This is a genomic window from Salipiger marinus (assembly GCF_900100085.1).
In the GTDB taxonomy this organism is placed as follows: Bacteria; Pseudomonadota; Alphaproteobacteria; order Rhodobacterales; family Rhodobacteraceae; genus Salipiger; species Salipiger marinus.
The window spans coordinates 1-15,609 of record NZ_FNEJ01000036.1; the positions used below are offsets into that span (position 1 = coordinate 1).

The 15,609-nt window shown below is 66.2% G+C and carries 14 protein-coding genes; 5 read left to right on the plus strand and 9 right to left on the minus strand.

What is annotated here, in order from left to right; all coding sequences use genetic code 11:
* The 3 genes from BLR51_RS24820 to BLR51_RS24830 all read left to right on the plus strand — a co-directional run.
* On the plus strand, positions 1 to 438 hold a 438-nt coding region (locus BLR51_RS24820; protein WP_131821881.1), incomplete at its 5' end, for a ribulose-phosphate 3-epimerase.
* 310 nt (positions 439 to 748) lie between these two features.
* Positions 749 to 1,372: a LysE family translocator gene (locus BLR51_RS24825; protein WP_089852011.1), complete on the plus strand. Its 624-nt coding sequence runs from the start codon at positions 749 to 751 to the stop codon at positions 1,370 to 1,372.
* Between the two features lie 3 nt (positions 1,373 to 1,375).
* Positions 1,376 to 1,795, plus strand: coding sequence for a hypothetical protein (locus tag BLR51_RS24830; RefSeq protein ID WP_089852013.1), 420 nt, complete (start codon positions 1,376 to 1,378; stop codon positions 1,793 to 1,795).
* An 88-nt stretch (positions 1,796 to 1,883) separates the two neighbouring features.
* Here BLR51_RS24830 and phaZ read toward each other — a convergent pair whose 3' ends face one another.
* A complete protein-coding gene (gene phaZ, locus BLR51_RS24835) occupies positions 1,884 to 3,146 on the minus strand; it encodes a polyhydroxyalkanoate depolymerase (RefSeq protein WP_089852015.1) in 1,263 nt (420 codons plus the stop codon).
* A 160-nt stretch (positions 3,147 to 3,306) separates the two neighbouring features.
* Here phaZ and phaC point away from each other — a divergent pair, with 160 nt between their 5' ends.
* Positions 3,307 to 5,100 carry a class I poly(R)-hydroxyalkanoic acid synthase gene (gene phaC, locus BLR51_RS24840; protein WP_089852018.1) on the plus strand — a complete coding sequence of 598 codons (1,794 nt, stop codon included), beginning with the start codon at positions 3,307 to 3,309 and terminating at the stop codon, positions 5,098 to 5,100.
* 131 nt (positions 5,101 to 5,231) lie between these two features.
* Complete coding sequence (locus tag BLR51_RS24845) at positions 5,232 to 5,684, plus strand: phasin family protein (protein WP_089852020.1); 453 nt, start codon at positions 5,232 to 5,234, stop codon at positions 5,682 to 5,684.
* Between the two features lie 149 nt (positions 5,685 to 5,833).
* Here BLR51_RS24845 and BLR51_RS24850 read toward each other — a convergent pair whose 3' ends face one another.
* The 8 genes from BLR51_RS24850 to tldD form a co-directional block, all read right to left on the minus strand.
* Entirely contained in the window at positions 5,834 to 6,655 is an 822-nt protein-coding gene (locus BLR51_RS24850; protein WP_089852022.1) for an alpha/beta fold hydrolase, read from the minus strand.
* Positions 6,656 to 6,817: 162 nt separating this feature from the next.
* Positions 6,818 to 7,444 carry a CoA transferase subunit B gene (locus BLR51_RS24855; RefSeq protein ID WP_089852024.1) on the minus strand — a complete coding sequence of 209 codons (627 nt, stop codon included), beginning with the start codon at positions 7,442 to 7,444 and terminating at the stop codon, positions 6,818 to 6,820.
* A gap of 18 nt (positions 7,445 to 7,462) precedes the next feature.
* Entirely contained in the window at positions 7,463 to 8,497 is a 1,035-nt protein-coding gene (locus BLR51_RS24860; protein WP_089852028.1) for a PAS domain-containing protein, read from the minus strand.
* Positions 8,498 to 8,503: 6 nt separating this feature from the next.
* On the minus strand, positions 8,504 to 9,202 hold the full coding sequence (locus tag BLR51_RS24865) for a CoA transferase subunit A (protein ID WP_089852030.1): 699 nt from the start codon (positions 9,200 to 9,202) through the stop codon (positions 8,504 to 8,506).
* A gap of 110 nt (positions 9,203 to 9,312) precedes the next feature.
* Positions 9,313 to 9,864, minus strand: a complete 552-nt coding sequence (locus BLR51_RS24870) for a L,D-transpeptidase (protein ID WP_089852032.1) — start codon at positions 9,862 to 9,864, stop codon at positions 9,313 to 9,315.
* Positions 9,865 to 9,980: 116 nt separating this feature from the next.
* Positions 9,981 to 12,680, minus strand: coding sequence for a type I DNA topoisomerase (topA, locus tag BLR51_RS24875; protein WP_089852034.1), 2,700 nt, complete (start codon positions 12,678 to 12,680; stop codon positions 9,981 to 9,983).
* Positions 12,681 to 12,800: 120 nt separating this feature from the next.
* Positions 12,801 to 13,961, minus strand: coding sequence for a DNA-processing protein DprA (dprA, locus tag BLR51_RS24880; RefSeq protein ID WP_089852036.1), 1,161 nt, complete (start codon positions 13,959 to 13,961; stop codon positions 12,801 to 12,803).
* Positions 13,962 to 14,079: 118 nt separating this feature from the next.
* Positions 14,080 to 15,501, minus strand: a complete 1,422-nt coding sequence (gene tldD, locus BLR51_RS24885; RefSeq protein WP_089852038.1) for a metalloprotease TldD — start codon at positions 15,499 to 15,501, stop codon at positions 14,080 to 14,082.
* Positions 15,502 to 15,609 lie beyond the last annotated feature (108 nt).

Sequence of the window (15,609 nt, forward strand, 5' to 3'; positions counted from 1 at the left end):
GCCGATGCCGGGGCCGACATCCTCACCGCGCATCTGGAAGCCGGACCGCACAGCCACCGCACCCTGCAGGCGATCCGTGGCGCGGGCATGAAGGCGGGGCTCGCGCTCAATCCCGGCACGCCCGCGCAGGCGGTGGAGCCGCTGCTGGATCTCACCGACCTGATCTGCGTGATGACGGTCAATCCGGGCTTTGGCGGGCAGAGATTCCTCGACATGACCGCCAAGATCCGCGCGCTGCGCAGCCTGATCGGCGACCGGCCCATCCATATCGAAATCGATGGCGGGGTTGATCCGGTCACCGCCCCGCTGGTGGTGGCGGCAGGCGCCGATGTGCTGGTCGCGGGATCGGCGGTGTTCCGCGGCGGATCGGTGGACGATCCCGCCCCGTATGGTCAGAATATCCGGGCCATCCGCGACGCCGCAAACGCCGCGACCTGATCCGCGCGCCGTTCATCTTGCCCCTGAACTCCGGGGGGTGAGGCGCGCAGGCGCCGAGGGGGGCAGCGCCCCCCTCTCCTGACCGGTGCGGCGCGGAAATCTCCGCGCCGCCACGATCCGCCGCCATGTTCCATCTTTTCAACCGATCCCGCCCGGTGCAGGCTGCGCGGAACGGAGGATGGCATGACAGACAGCTTGACCGGGATCCCCGCCGCACCCGCCCGGGATGATCCGCAGACCCGCCTTAAAGCCCTGGCCTGCGCCCGTCAGGGCACGCAGACCCGGACGGCTCTCCCGACGGGAGCCCGCCATGAGCCTTGATCTGTGGCTGGCCTTTGTTGCGGCCTCGGTGGCGCTGCTGCTGATCCCCGGCCCGACCGTGCTGATGGTGCTCTCCTACGCGCTCTCCAAGGGGCGGTCGGTGGCGGTGGCCACCGCAGCGGGCGTGGCGCTGGGGGATTTTGTCGCCATGAGCCTGTCACTTGCCGGTCTGGGCGCGCTGGTGCTGACCTCGGCCACGCTGTTTCTGGTGCTGAAATGGGTGGGGGCAGCCTATCTGGTCTGGCTCGGCATCCGGCTGCTGCGCTCTGCCCCGCAGGCGCTGCTGCAGGAGCCCGCGCGTGACGTGACGGCGCGCGGCGTGTTTGGCCATGCCGCGGCGGTGACCGCGCTCAATCCCAAAAGCATCGCCTTCTTCATCGCCTTCGTGCCGCAGTTTCTGGATCCCGCCCGGCCCCTGCCGCCGCAATTCGTGCTGCTGGTGGCCACCTTCGTCACGCTCGCCACGCTCAACACGCTGGCCTATGCGCTGGCGGCGGACCGGCTGCGCCGCGCCATCCGGCGCCCTGCGGTGCTGGTCTGGATCACCCGGATGGGGGGCTCTGCGCTGATCGCCATGGGGCTGCTGACCGCGACCCTGCGCCGGGGCGCCTGAGCCATGCGGGCGCGCCCCGCCCGGACCGACATGCTGGCGCTCTGCGCCGATCCCGCCGCCTTCCGCCATACGGTGGAACGGCTGGCCCATTGCGCCACAGGCCCGGTCAGCCGCATCCTCAGCCCCGGACCCGAGGGCGTGATCCTTGGCGCCGCCGTCGCCTATCACCTGCGCATCGGGCTCGTCGCCCTGCCGCGCAGCCCCAAGGGCCCGCTGCTCGATGACGAGGCGCTGCAGCCCGGCGAGGTGCTGCTTTATATCGATGCGCATCTGGCCAGCGGCGAAACCGCCGAGGCGGCGCTGCATCTGGCAGAGCGGCAGGGCGCGGATCTGCGCACCGCCGCCTTCCTGAACGAAGCCCCCGCGCGCGCAGGCCGCCGCAGGCTCGAAGCGCTCGGCATCCGGGTGCATGTGCTGGGCTGACGCCGGTTTCTTCTGACCCTAAATATCCCGGGGTGAATTGCGCCCCGCAGGGGCGCAAGAGGGGCAGCGCCCCTCCTGCCCCCTAGGATCAGGCGGCGTCGGAAGCCGCCGCGCGCGTCTTGCCAGAGGTGCCGTCGATGAAGCTCAGCACCAGCGGGCGGATGTTGTTGCGCCAGCTTTTGCCCGCGAAGATGCCGTAATGGCCCGCCCCCGGTTCCAGATGCTGCGCCTTCAGCCGGTCGGGCAGGCCGGTGCAGAGATCAAGCGCGGCGACGCATTGCCCGGGCGCCGAGATGTCGTCATTCGCGCCCTCCACCGTCATCACCGCCACATCGGTGATCTTGCCGATATCGACGCGGTGCCCTTCCACCACAAAGCGGTTCTGCGCGATCTCGCCATTCTTGAAGATACGCTCCACCGTGGACAGGTAGAATTCCGCGGTCATGTCCATCACCGCCAGATATTCATCGTAAAAGCGGTTGTGCGGATCGTGATCCGAGGCTTCGCCGCGGCTCACCCGGAAAATCTGGTCGGTGAAGGCGCGGGAATGGCGTTCGGCATTCATCGACATGAACGAGGCCAGCTGCAGCAGGCCCGGATAGACCATCCGCCCCACGCCCTTGTACTTGAACCCGACCTGCTGGATCATCGTCTCCTCCAGCTGGCCCATGGTGACGCGGCGGCCAAAATCGGTGACGTCGGTGGGGGTGGCATCGGGATCGATGGGCCCGCCGATCAGCGTCATGGTGCGCGGCTGCGCCTTGGGATCAAGCTCCGCCAGATAGGCTGTGGCGGCCAGCGTCAGCGGCGCGGGCTGGCATACCGCGATCACATTGGTTTCCGACCCCAGATGGCGCATGAAATCAACAAGATACAGCGTGTAATCTTCGATGTCGAACTTGCCCGCCGATACCGGAATGTCGCGGGCATTGTGCCAGTCGGTCACATAGACCTCGGTATCGGGGATCAGCGAGATCACGGTGGACCGCAGCAGGGTCGCGTAATGGCCCGACATGGGCGCCACCAGCAGGATGGTGCGCGGCTTTTTCGGGCGGCCCGTCACCTCGAAATGCAGCAGGTTGCCGAAGGGTTTTTCCACCACGGTGCGCACCTCGACCAGATGGTCGCGGCCATCCTCGCAGGGGATGGACCGGATGCCCCAGTCGGGCTTGACCACCATGCGCTCGAAGCTGCGCTCCGTCACTTCGCCCCATGCCGCAGCCATCCCGATCAGCGGGTTGGGCATCGCCGCAAAGGCGGGATAGGAGGCCAGCGTGCGGGCGGTCGCGCCCAGCCACTGGTTGGTGTTGCGGAAGGATTCCATCAGATCGTAAGTCGCCATGTAGCGCATGGACCGAAACTCCTGGATCGCGACCCGCCACGGGCTCTGGCCCCAGATGCGCCTCCCGCCACATCCGGGGTCTCCCCCGCTTCGGACCAATTCGCCGCTTTGCCCCCGGCACCGGCATCGTTAGACTAACGATGGGAGTAAATAGGGGGGATTCGACCTTATGACAACAACCGGCACAGAGATCGGTAAAGACCGTGCCCGGCTGGAAGCCAATCTTGGCAAGGTCGAAGCCCTGACGCAACGGCTGCTGGAGGCGCTGGCACGGCGCAAACCGGTCAATACCGCGCTCAGCGGACCGGAGCCCGAGCTTTATGCCAAGGCCGCGCAGGCCTACTGGCAGGAGTGGATGCAGAACCCCGCCAAGGTGTTTGAACAGCAGGTCAGCTACTGGGGCAAGTCGCTGCATCATTACCTTGAGGCGCAGCAGGCGCTGGCAGGCGGCAGCCTGACCCCGCCTGCGGATACCGGCCCGACCGACCGCCGCTTCAGCAATCCGCTCTGGGACAGCCATCCCTATTTCAACTTCATCAAGCAGCAATACCTCATCAGCGCCGAGGCGATCCGCAACGCGGTGGACGAGATCGAGGATATGGATCCGCGCGAAAAGCGCCGCCTGACCTATTTCGCCCAGCAGATCATCGACATGATGGCGCCCACCAATTTCTTTGCCACCAATCCCGACGCGCTGCAGAAAGCCGTTGAAACCGAAGGTGAAAGCCTTGTGCGCGGGATGGAAAACCTTGTCGCCGACCTTGAGGCGAACAATGGCGAGCTGGTGGTGCGGCTGGCCGATGAAAAGGCGTTCCGCATCGGCGAGAACATCGCCACCGCCGAAGGTCAGGTGGTCTGGCGCAACCGGCTGATGGAGCTGATCCAGTATGCGCCCACCACCGACAAGGTGCGCGAGACGCCCATCGTGCTGTTCCCTCCATGGATCAACAAGTTCTACATCCTCGACCTGAAACCGCAGAACAGCCTGATCCGCTGGATCACCGATCAGGGCTACACGCTGTTCGTGGCAAGCTGGGTCAATGCCGATGAAAGCTACCGCGACGTGGGGCTCGAGGATTACATCGAAGAAGGCTACCTGACCGGCATCCGTGTCGCGCGCGAGATCTGCGGCACCGAACAGGTCAATGCGGTGGGCTATTGCATCGCGGGCACCACGCTGGCGCTGACCCTGTCGCTGCTGAAAAAGCGCGGCGATACCTCGGTGAAATCGGCAACGTTCTTTACCACGCTCACCGATTTTTCCGATCAGGGCGAATTCACCCCCTTCCTGCAGAATGATTTTGTCGACGGGATCGAGGCGGAGGTGGCCAAGACCGGCATCCTCAAAAGCTTCATCATGGCGCGGACGTTCTCCTATCTGCGCTCCACTGACCTGATCTACACGCCCGCGATCCGGCATTACATGATGGGGGAAACCCCGCCCGCTTTCGACCTGCTCTACTGGAACGGCGATGGCGCGAACCTGCCCGGGCGCATGACCATGCAGTATCTGCGCGGGCTCTGTCAGCGGAACGAGTTTTCCGAGGGCCGGTTCAAGCTGCTGGGGGAAATGCTGGACATCGCCGATGTGGACGTGCCGCTGATCTCCATCGCCGCCGAGGGCGATCACATCGCCGCATGGACCGACTGCTATCGCGGCGTGCAGAAGATGGGTGGACGGTCCAAGACCTTTGTGCTGGCGCAGTCCGGGCATATCGCAGGCATCGTGAATCCGCCCAGCAAGAAGAAATACGGCCATTACACCCACAGTGACCTGTCGCTGTCTGCGCCTGACTGGAAGGCCGCTGCCGCGTTTGACGAAGGCTCGTGGTGGCCGACATGGGAGGCGTGGCTGCGCAAGCGGTCGGGCAAGCTGGTGGCGGCGCGCAGCCCCGGCGATTCGGCGCATCCGCCGCTCTGCCCCGCGCCGGGCGAGTATGTCCGCGCGAAGGCGACCGCCTAACCCTGCCCAGCCCCTGCTTTTTCTGCATCGCAGCAATTTCCCCTTGAAATGCTGCGCTGCAGCGTGCATATTCGTGTCAGCTGAGAACGGCGGGGTGGGCCCGCCAAAGCAGAAAAGACAGGAATAGACAGATGGCGACGACCCAAGATTTCACCGCGATGATGAAAGACATGATGGGCGCATTCCCCGTGGACACCAAGTCCATGGACGAAGCGTTCAAGACCACCGCGACGCTGAACGAAAAGCTGTCCGGCGTGGCTCTGGAAGCGGCGGAGAAGTCGACCGAAGTGTCCACCAAGTGGACCAAGGACACGCTGGCCAAGCTGGGTGAGATGATGAAGGTCAAGAAGGAGCCGTCGGATTACGCCAAGGCGATGACCGACTATGCCTCCGCTCAGGCCGAAATGACCGCCGAGCATATGGCCGCCTTCGCCGAGATCGCGAAGAAGGTCCAGATGGACACGGTCGAACTGATGATGGCCGCAGGCAAGGACTTCAGCGAAGACGCCAGCGCCGCCATGAAGAAGGCGACCGACGACATGGGCACCGCCGCGAAGAAGGCCACCGCCACTCCGGCGAAGTAAGGGATCATTTCTCGTCCCCTCTCCTCCTCCCTGGGACGGGTATGACATTGCGCCACTCTCCTCCCAAATCCCCGGCGCGATGAAGTTGGGCGGGCTCCTGCAGAGCCCGCCCTTTTCGTGTCTGCCGCCTGCTGACGCGCCTGCCGCGCCTAAAGCGCCAGAAACTGCAGCAGCGCGCGGTTGAATTCCTTGGGATGGCTCACGTTGCAGCCATGCGGCGCGCCCTCGATCACCTGCAGAGACGAGCCCGGCACCATCACATGGATGCGCTCTCCGGAGCCTTCGATCGGCACGATGCCGTCGGACGAGCCGTGGATGACCAGCACCGGCAGATCGACATGGCGCAGATCCTCCCGGAAATCGGTGGTGCCGAACGCCTCCATGCAGGCAAGCGCTGCGGTCTGGTCGGACTGCTCGCACAGCGCCACGGCATTGCGCAGCGCCTCTTCGGGCACGCAGAGCCTGCCTTCGGCCGTGTAGAAATCCCGCGCGAACTGCCGGAAGAACCCGGCGCGGTCGGCACGCAGCCCCTCCTCCATCTCTTCGACGGCATCCTTGGTCAGCGGACCTTCGGGGTTGTCCTGGCTCCGCATCATGTAGGGCGGCACCGCCGAGGCAAAGGCGACGCTGTGCAGCCGCCCCTTGTCCTGCGTGCTCAGATAGCGGGCGACCTCGCCGCCGCCCATGGAAAAGCCCACCAGCGTGACGTCGCGCAGATCCAGATCCTCCAGCAGCCCGGCCAGATCCGCCGCCAGCGTGTCGTAATCATAGCCGGTCTCGGGCTTGTCGGAGCGGCCAAAGCCGCGCCGGTCATAGCTGATGACCCGGTATCCGGCATCCTGCAGCGCGGCCACCTGCGGCGCCCATGCGGCACCGGACAGCGGCCAGCCGTGGATCAGCACGACCGGACGACCGGGGCCGCCGCTGTCTTCCACGTGAAGCCGGACTCTGGGGGCAAGTTGCGTGTCCATTGCGGACCTCCTTTCAGGCGGACGGCAAAGCACCGCCCTTCGCAACAAAACGAACCGGGCCGCCGCATGTTCCCGGCCCCTGCCCTGCGCCCCGCCCAAGGCACAAAAAACGCGACCCCCAAGCGGGGGCCGCGTCTTGTCCCGCCTTGCGGAGGGACGGGATCAGTTGACCAGCGTCGCCTGCGTCGCGGCGCGCAGTTCCTCTTCGGTGACACCCTCGGCCAGTTCGACGATCTTCAGACCGCCCTCCACCACATCCAGCACCCCAAGGTTGGAGATGATGCGGTTCACCACGGCCTTGCCGGTCAGCGGCAGGGTGCATTCCTTCAGCACCTTGCTCTCGCCATGCTTGTTGGTGTGGTCCATCACCACGATGACCTTGCCGACGCCCGCGACCAGATCCATGGCGCCGCCCATGCCCTTGACCAGCTTGCCGGGAATCATCCAGTTCGCCAGATCGCCGTTTTCCGACACTTCCATCGCGCCAAGGATCGCAGCCGCGATCTTGCCGCCCCGGATCATGCCGAAGCTGGTGGCGCTGTCGAAATACGAGGTCTTGGGCAGTTCGGTGATGGTCTGCTTGCCCGCGTTGATCAGGTCCGGATCCTCGGTCCCCTCGATGGGGAACGGGCCCATGCCCAGCATGCCGTTTTCCGACTGCAGGGTGATGTCCTTGTCGCCGGTGTAATTGGCGACCAGCGTCGGGATCCCGATGCCAAGGTTCACATACATCCCGTCTTCAAGTTCCTGCGCCGCGCGGGCGGCCATCTGATTGCGGTCCCAAGGCATGTTTGCCCCTCCTCTTGCCTATTGCGATGCCAGCGGCACATCCAACGTCACCACCGTGCCGTTGGCGCCGCGCATCACCGCCACCTTGCCGTCGAGTTGGAGGATCAGACTCCGGATCACCCGCCCGCCGACGCTTTCCTTGCTGGGCCATTCCGCCCCGTCATCCATGCCGACCCCGTCATCAGAGACGATGATCCGCAGCACTTGGCCCTGAAGCCGCGCCATGCGCAGTTCGACCAGACCGGTCTCGCGCCCCAGAAACGCATGTTTCAGCGCGTTTGTCAGGATTTCCGACACCACCAGCCCGATATTCACCGCCGTGTCGGTGGGGGCCTCGAAATCATCGACCGAGACGTTCAGCCGGATCCCCGGCCGCCCGTCGAAATTCTGCATGGCAGAGACCAGCCGCGACAGATAGGCGCCCAGTTCCACCGTGTCCATGTTGCGCCGCCGCGCCGGGTTCGCCAGTTCTTCATACAGCACCTGCAGGCTTTCGACCCGCCGTGACAGCTGGTTGAAATGGTGCTCCGCCCCCGAGGCGCCGCGTCCGTGCATGCGGATCAGGCTGGCGATCATCGCCAGATGGTTCTTCACCCGATGCTGGATCTCGCGCATTTCATGCAGCACGGCATTGGGAGAGATCAGCCGGTCCTCTGGCGCCAGCACCCGCTGGATCCCCAGAAAATAGATCAGCTCGCCCTCGCGGTCGAACACCGGGGACACCATCAGCCGGTTGACGAACTTCTCGCCGGTGGATTTGTAATTGACCAGATCCACGGTGATGTCATGGCGCGCGGCAATCGCCTCGCGGATGCGCTGCACCTCTTCGGGATCGGTGTCTTCGCCCTGCAGGAACCGGCAGTTGCGCCCGACCGCCGCCCGGGCAGAATAGCCCGTGGTCTCGGTGAAGGCCCGGTTGACATAGACGATGGGATTGTCATCCGCATTCGGATCGCTCAGCACCATGGAGACCCGCGCCGCATCAAATGCGGCGTAGGCCTCCCGGTCGCTCAGCCGGTTTTCCTTCTGGGCCGGGGCGCTGCCGGTGCTCATCTGCGATCACGCCGCCGGACGGGTTGTCCGCTGTTCGATGCGCTTCTCGTGCTCGCCCTGGATCAGGCGGTGCACATAGATGCCGGGCAGATGGATATGGTCCGGATCCAGCGTGCCGGGTTCGACGATCTCCTCGACCTCCATCACGCAGATCTTGCCGCACATCGCCGCCGGCGGGTTGAAGTTGCGGGCGGTCTTGCGGAAGATCGCGTTGCCGGTGGTGTCCGCCTTCCACGCTTTCACGATGGACACATCGGCCACGATCGCGCGCTCCAGCACGTAATCCTGACCGTCGAATTCCTTGATTTCCTTGCCTTCGGCCACCACCGTGCCCACACCCGTCTTGGTGTAGAAGCCGGGGATGCCCGCGCCGCCCGCGCGCATCCGCTCGGCCAGCGTGCCCTGCGGGTTGAATTCCAGATCCAGCTCGCCGGAAAGATACTGCCGCATGAATTCGGCATTCTCCCCCACATAGGAGGACATCATCTTCTTGATCTGCTTGGTGTCGAGCAGCTTGCCCAGCCCGAACCCGTCAACGCCGCAGTTGTTCGACGCGATGGTCAGATCCTTGACGCCGCTCTCCACGATGGCATCGATCAGCAGCTCGGGGATCCCGCACAGGCCGAAGCCCCCCGCCGCGATCAGCATGCCATCCTGCAGCAGGCCCTCCAGTGCCTCTCCCGCCGACCCGTAGACCTTCTTCATCGGAACACTCCCTCGTTGGCTCCTCAAGGTTTTCGCCGTCGCACCCCGCAAAGTCAATGCAGGCAGGCGGCATCGCCCGGAGCCGACGCGCGGTCATGCCGGATCTGACCTCAGATCACCCGAACCTGCGTCCCCACCGGGGCCAGCGAGAAAAGTTCCGCGATCTTTTCGTTATAAAGCCCGATGCAGCCATCCGAAGATGCACGCCCGATCTTGCGGGTATCGTGGGTGCCGTGGATGATGTAGGCGGGCCAGCTCAGATACATGGCATGGGTGCCCAGCGGGTTGTCGGGGCCCGGCGGCACCGGCTTCCAGTCCGGAAAGCGCTGCAGCTGCGACGGCGTCGGGGTCCAGGACGGGCCCACCTTCTTGCGCACGATGCGGGTATAGCCGCGCTTGGTCAGCTCGTCGGTCTTCGGCACCGAGGTCGGGTAGATGCGGTAGTCCGCCCCGTTCCCGGACCAGAAATGCAGCGCGCGCGAGGTGGTGTCGCAGACGATCGTCGCCACCCCCAGCCTCTCGAAATGGTCGCGCCAGTCCTGACGCACGAAGCTGGACATGTTGTGGCGCAGGGGCTGGGCTGCGGCGGGCAGAGCCGCCATCCCGAAAGCGGCACCTGCGGCGCCCAGAAGATGACGGCGGTTGAACATGCTGGCAGACATGATCCGGATCCTTTCACTCAAACACTGTTCCCCTGCACAAGATGGACCGCCCCGGAGGGCAGTCCAATCAAAGCATCGTGCGGGATCAGCGCGGAACGGTCCGGGCCGTGGCGCGTTCAGGCCTTTTTGCCTGCCGCTTTTTTCGCAGGTGCCGCCGCAGCCGTCTTGGCGGGGGCTTTCTTGGCCGGAGCCTTTTTCGCGGCGGTCTTCTTGGCGGGCGTCTTCGCCGTGGATTTGGCGGCGGCCTTTTTCTTGCCTTTGGCGGGGGCCTTGGCCGCGATCAGTTCCAGCGCCATTTCCATGGTCACATCGGCGGGTTCGGTGCCTTTGGGCAGGGTCGCATTGACCTTCTCCCATTTGACGTAAGGGCCATAGCGCCCTTCCATCACCGCGATCGGCCCGCCTTCGGGATGGTCCCCCATCTCGCGCAGCGGCTTTGCGGCCGCACGGCTGCGCCCGCCGGGATTGGCGCGCTTGGCCGCCAGCAGTTCGACCGCGCGGTTCATGCCGATCTCGAACACATCCGCCGGATCCTTGAGGTTGGCATAGACCGGCTTCGCCTCGTCGGGCAGCTGGTGCATCAGATAGGGGCCAAACCGTCCGAAATTCGCGGCAATCGCGCCGCCTTCGGGGTGATCGCCCACCACGCGCGGCAGGCTGAGCAGGGTCAGCGCCTTTTCCAGCGTCAGCTCATCCGCCTGCCAGCCCTTGGGCAGACTGGCCCGGTCGGGCTTGGGCACCTCTGGCGTCGCCTCGCCGCGCTGCACATAGGGACCAAACCGACCCGACCGCAGGCTGATCTCGTTGCCCTCGTCATCCATCCCCAGCACGCGGTCGCCCGCCTCCGCCGCCTCGCCGCCGATGGGGCGGGTATAACGGCATTCGGGATAGTTGGAGCAGCCGACAAACCCGCCGGAGCGCGAGGTCTTCAGATGCAGCTGCCCCGCCCCGCAGAGCGGGCATTGCCGCGGATCGCTGCCATCCTCGCGCGGCGGATAAAGCTGCGGCGCCAGCGCGTCGTCGAGCACGTCCAGCACCTCGGAAATCCGCAGCTCCGAGGTTTCGGAAATCGCGGCGGAGAAATCCTTCCAGAACTTCGCCAGCAGCGCCTTGTAATCCATCCCGCCCGCCGAGACATCGTCCAGCTCGTCCTCCAGCGCTGCGGTGAAATCATATTCCACGTAGCGCTTGAAGAAATTCAGCAGGAAGATGGTGACGATGCGGCCCTTGTCCTCGGGGATCAGGCGGTTCTGTTCCTTGCGGACATATTCGCGGTCCTGAATCGTGCCGATGACGCTGGCATAGGTGGAGGGGCGGCCGATGCCCAGCTCTTCCATCTTCTTGACCAGCGTCGCCTCGGTGTAGCGCGGCGGCGGCTGGGTAAAGCTCTGCGTGCCCAGAACGGCGCTGTTGTCGGACAGCACGGCGGCGCGGGTCTCGCCCTCCACCGCCTTGTCATGCTGACCCTTCAGCCCGGATTTGGCGAAAGGCGCGGCATCGCCGGAACTGATCTGCGGCAGGCGGCGGTCATCGTCGCTGTCCACATCGTCGCGGCCTTCTTCGTAGATTTTCAGGAAGCCGTCGAACAGCACCACCTGACCCGTGGCGCGCAGACCCACCTGCCCGTCGTCGGATCCGATTTCCACCGTGGTCCGTTCCAGCCGCGCCGCTTCCATCTGGCAGGCCAGCGTGCGTTTCCAGATCAGGTCATAGAGCTTGCGCTGGTCATCCTCGCGCAGGCTCAGCGCGGAGGCATCCTTCGACATCTCGGTGGGGCGGATACATTCATGCGCTTCCTGCGCGTTCTTCGCCTTGTTCTTGTAGATGCGCGGGCTTGCGGGCACGTAATCCTTGCCGAAACGGTCGGCGATGGCCTCGCGGCAGGCGGTCACCGCCTCGGCGGCCATGTCGATGCCGTCCGTCCGCATATAAGTAATGTGTCCCGCCTCATAGAGCCGCTGCGCCGCGTTCATGCAGGCCCGCGCACCCATGCCGAACTTGCGGCTGGCTTCCTGCTGCAGGGTCGAGGTCATGAACGGCGCCGAGGGATTGCGGCTGGAGGGCTTGGCCTCCACCGACAGCACCTTGAGCTTGCGGCTTGCCACCGCCTGCACCGCCAGTTCGGCCTGCGTGGCGTTTTCCAGATCGTAGCGTTCCAGCTTGCGACCGGCGAGCGTGGTCAGCCGCGCCTCATACTCCTGACCGCGCGGCGTGGTCAGCAGCGCCTTCACCTGCCAGTATTCGCGGGCGCGGAAGGCCTCGATCTCCATCTCGCGCTCGACGATGAGCCGCAGGCAGACCGACTGCACCCGCCCCGCCGACCGCGCGCCGGGCAGCTTGCGCCACAGCACCGGCGACAGGTTGAAGCCCACCAGATAATCCAGCGCGCGGCGGGCGAGATAGGCCTCCACCAACGGCGCGTCGATGTCGCGCGGGTTCTTCATCGCCTCGGTCACGGCGGCCTTGGTGATGGCGTTGAAGGTCACGCGGCTGACGGCGGTGTCCTTCCTGATGGACCGCCGCTTGGTCAGCGCCTCGCGCAGGTGCCACGAAATCGCCTCGCCCTCGCGGTCGGGGTCGGTGGCGAGGATCAGGGCATTGTCATGTTTCAGCGCCTCGGCGATGGCCGCGACATGCTTTTTCGAGTCGTTGCCGATCTCCCATGTCATGGCGAACCCGTCCTCGGGATCGACCGATCCATCCTTGGCGGGCAGGTCGCGAACATGGCCGTAGGAGGCGAGCACCGTGTAGTCGGATCCCAGATATTTGTTGATTGTCTTGGCCTTGGCCGGGGACTCGACGACGACGACTGGCATCAGTTAAAACCTCTTGCAGCGTTATGCTCAAAGCCTCTTTCGGGGATGGCGTATGGCGGCGCAACATGTGGGGTGCAAGGGGGGAATGTCAATGTGACCCCTTTGCCCGCTGCGGCGGGCCTAGCGGATCAGGCTCAGCAGACCGCCGGGGCGCCGCTCCACCCGGCCTTCCAGTTCCAGATCGGTCAGCACCGGCGAAATCTCTGCGGGTCGGCCGCCCAGATCGCGGATCACCTCGTCCTCCGGCACCGGGGCGGCGCCGAGCCGGGCAAGGATGCGGGCATGCAGCGACGCGGTCTCGCGCAGCGTGCGCCGTTCGGGCGGCGCGGGCGGGATCACCAGCGGCGCGCGCTCTGCCACGGGCGCAGGCGCAGGTGCGGGTGTCCCCATCCCCTCCAGCGCTTCCAGCACGTCGGCGGCATCCCGCACCAGCCGCGCCCCGTCGCGCAGCAGCATGTTGCAGCCCCCTGCCCGCCCGTCAAAGGGATGGCCCGGCACCGCCATCACCTCCCGCCCCTGATCAAGCGCGCAGCGCGCGGTGATAAGCGTGCCGGATTTTGGCGCCGCCTCCACCACCACCACAACGCGGGCCATGCCCGACACCAGCCGGTTGCGGGCCGGGAAATGCCGCGCCTGCGGTTCGGTGCCCGGCGGCTGTTCGGAAAGCAGCAGCCCCTCTGCCGCCATGCGCCGGAACAGCCCCGCGTTTTCCTGCGGATAGATCACGTCGACCCCGCCGCCCAGCAGGGCGGCGGTGCCGGTGGGCAGCGCGCCCTCATGTGCTGCGGCGTCGATGCCGCGCGCCAGTCCCGACACCACCAGCCAGCCTGCGGCGCCCAGCCCCTCCGCCAGCTGCCGCGCCATCCGCATCCCAAGCGAGGAGGCATTGCGCGCCCCCACCAGCGCCACGGCGGGCCGCGCCGCCAGATCGGCGCGCCCGTGCAGCCACAGCAGCGGCGGCGCATCGTCCAGATCGCAGAGGGCGGGGGGATAGCCGGGATCGCCCCGGCGGACCAGCTGCGCGCCGACACGGCGCCCGGCAGCCAGTTCGGCCTGCACCACGCCTTCGGGGCAGATCCTGTAATCGGACAGTCCTGCCGCCGCTGCCATGGCGGGCAGCGCGGCCAGACCCGCGCGGGCGCTGCCATGTTCGGCCAGCAGCCGCCAGAAGGTGGTGGGCCCGACGCGGCGGGAGCGCAAGAGACGGAGCCAGTCCAGCCGGTCATCTTCCGTGGTGGGTGGGAGTGGGGGGTGGGTGGAAGAGTGAGTGTGCCCGATCATCCTGACCCCGTCGCTTGCAGGATCTTTCTAGCGCGCAGGTGGTAAACCATCGGTAAACGAACACGCGGACCGGGTGCCCGCCGCGAAATTTTTCCGGCGGGCCCTCTTTGCCTAGGGCTTACTGCCCGGACCCGCCCACGGTCAGCCCGCCGATCAGCACCGTGGGCTGGCCCACACCCACCGGCACCCACTGCCCCTGCTTGCCGCAGTTGCCCATGCCCGGATCCAGCGCCATGTCGCGCCCCAGCGCGCGGATCTGCTGCAGCGCGGTGGCGCCGTCGCCGATCAGCGTGGCGCCCTTGACCGGGGCGCCGACCTTGCCGTTCTTCACGCGATAGGCCTCGGTGCAGGAGAACACGAACTTGCCACTGGTGATGTCGACCTGACCGCCGCCGAATCCCACCGCCCAGATGCCGTCCTTCAGCTCGCCGACGATGTCCTGCGGGTCGGCCTCGCCGCCCAGCATCAGCGTGTTGGTCATGCGCGGCATCGGCGCATGGGCATAGCTTTCGCGCCGCCCGTTGCCGGTGGGGGCCACGCCCATCAGCCGCGCATTCTGGCGGTCCTGCATGTAGCCCACCAGAATCCCGTCCTCGATCAGCACGTTGCGGGCCGAGGGCGTGCCCTCGTCATCCACGGAGATCGAGCCGCGCCGGTCGGGCAGCGTGCCGTCATCCACCACCGTGACCCCGGGCGCCGCGACGCGCTGTCCCATCAGCCCGGCAAAGGCGGAACTGCCCTTGCGGTTGAAATCGCCCTCCAGCCCGTGGCCCACCGCCTCGTGCAGCAGGATGCCCGGCCAGCCCGGCCCCAGCACGATGTCCATGACCCCGGCGGGGGCGGCATCGGCGCGCAGGTTCACCTGCGCCACGCGCAGCGCCTCGCGGGCGCGGGCCTGCCAGTCCGCCGGATCCAGCAGCCCGTCCAGCAGATACCGCCCCCCGCCCGAGGCGCTGCCCTGCTCGCGCCGCCCGCCCTCTTCGACGATGACGCTGATGCTGACCCGGGTCATCGGGCGGATGTCCGTCACCAGCCCGCCCTCGGGGCGCAGGATCGCCACCTCCTGACAGGAGGCGGCGATGGTCGCGGTCACCTGCACCACACGCGGATCCAGCGCCCGCGCATAGGCGTCGATCTCGCGCAGCGTGTCGAGCTTCACCCCGAAGGCATGGCCCGCGATGGGATCGGCATCGGTATAAAGCTTCTGGTTGGTGCCTGCGGGCGGGGGCGCCATCACGCCGCCGCCATCGCCCACGGCCAGCCGCGCCGTCTCTGCCGCGCGGGCAATCGCCTGCTCCGACAGGTCGGTGGCATGGGCATAACCTGCCACCTCGCCCCGCACCGCGCGCAGCCCGAACCCTTCGGAGGCGTCATAGCTCGCCGTCCTGATTCGTCCGTCATCCAGCACCAGCGCCTCGGCGCGGCGGCGTTCCAGAAACAGCTCCCCATCCTCGGCCCCCGCCAGTGCGGCGCGCAGCTGGGCCAGCGTCCAGTCAAGATCAAGCGCCGTTTCGAACGGGCGGAACGGACTTTCGGTCATCTGGTATTCCTTCTAGTCTTGATCTAGATCAAAAAAGCGCCGATTTGCCGCAAGCGATCGGCTTTATTTGATGCACGCTTTGTGCTTTTTAAAGGCCACAACTCGACG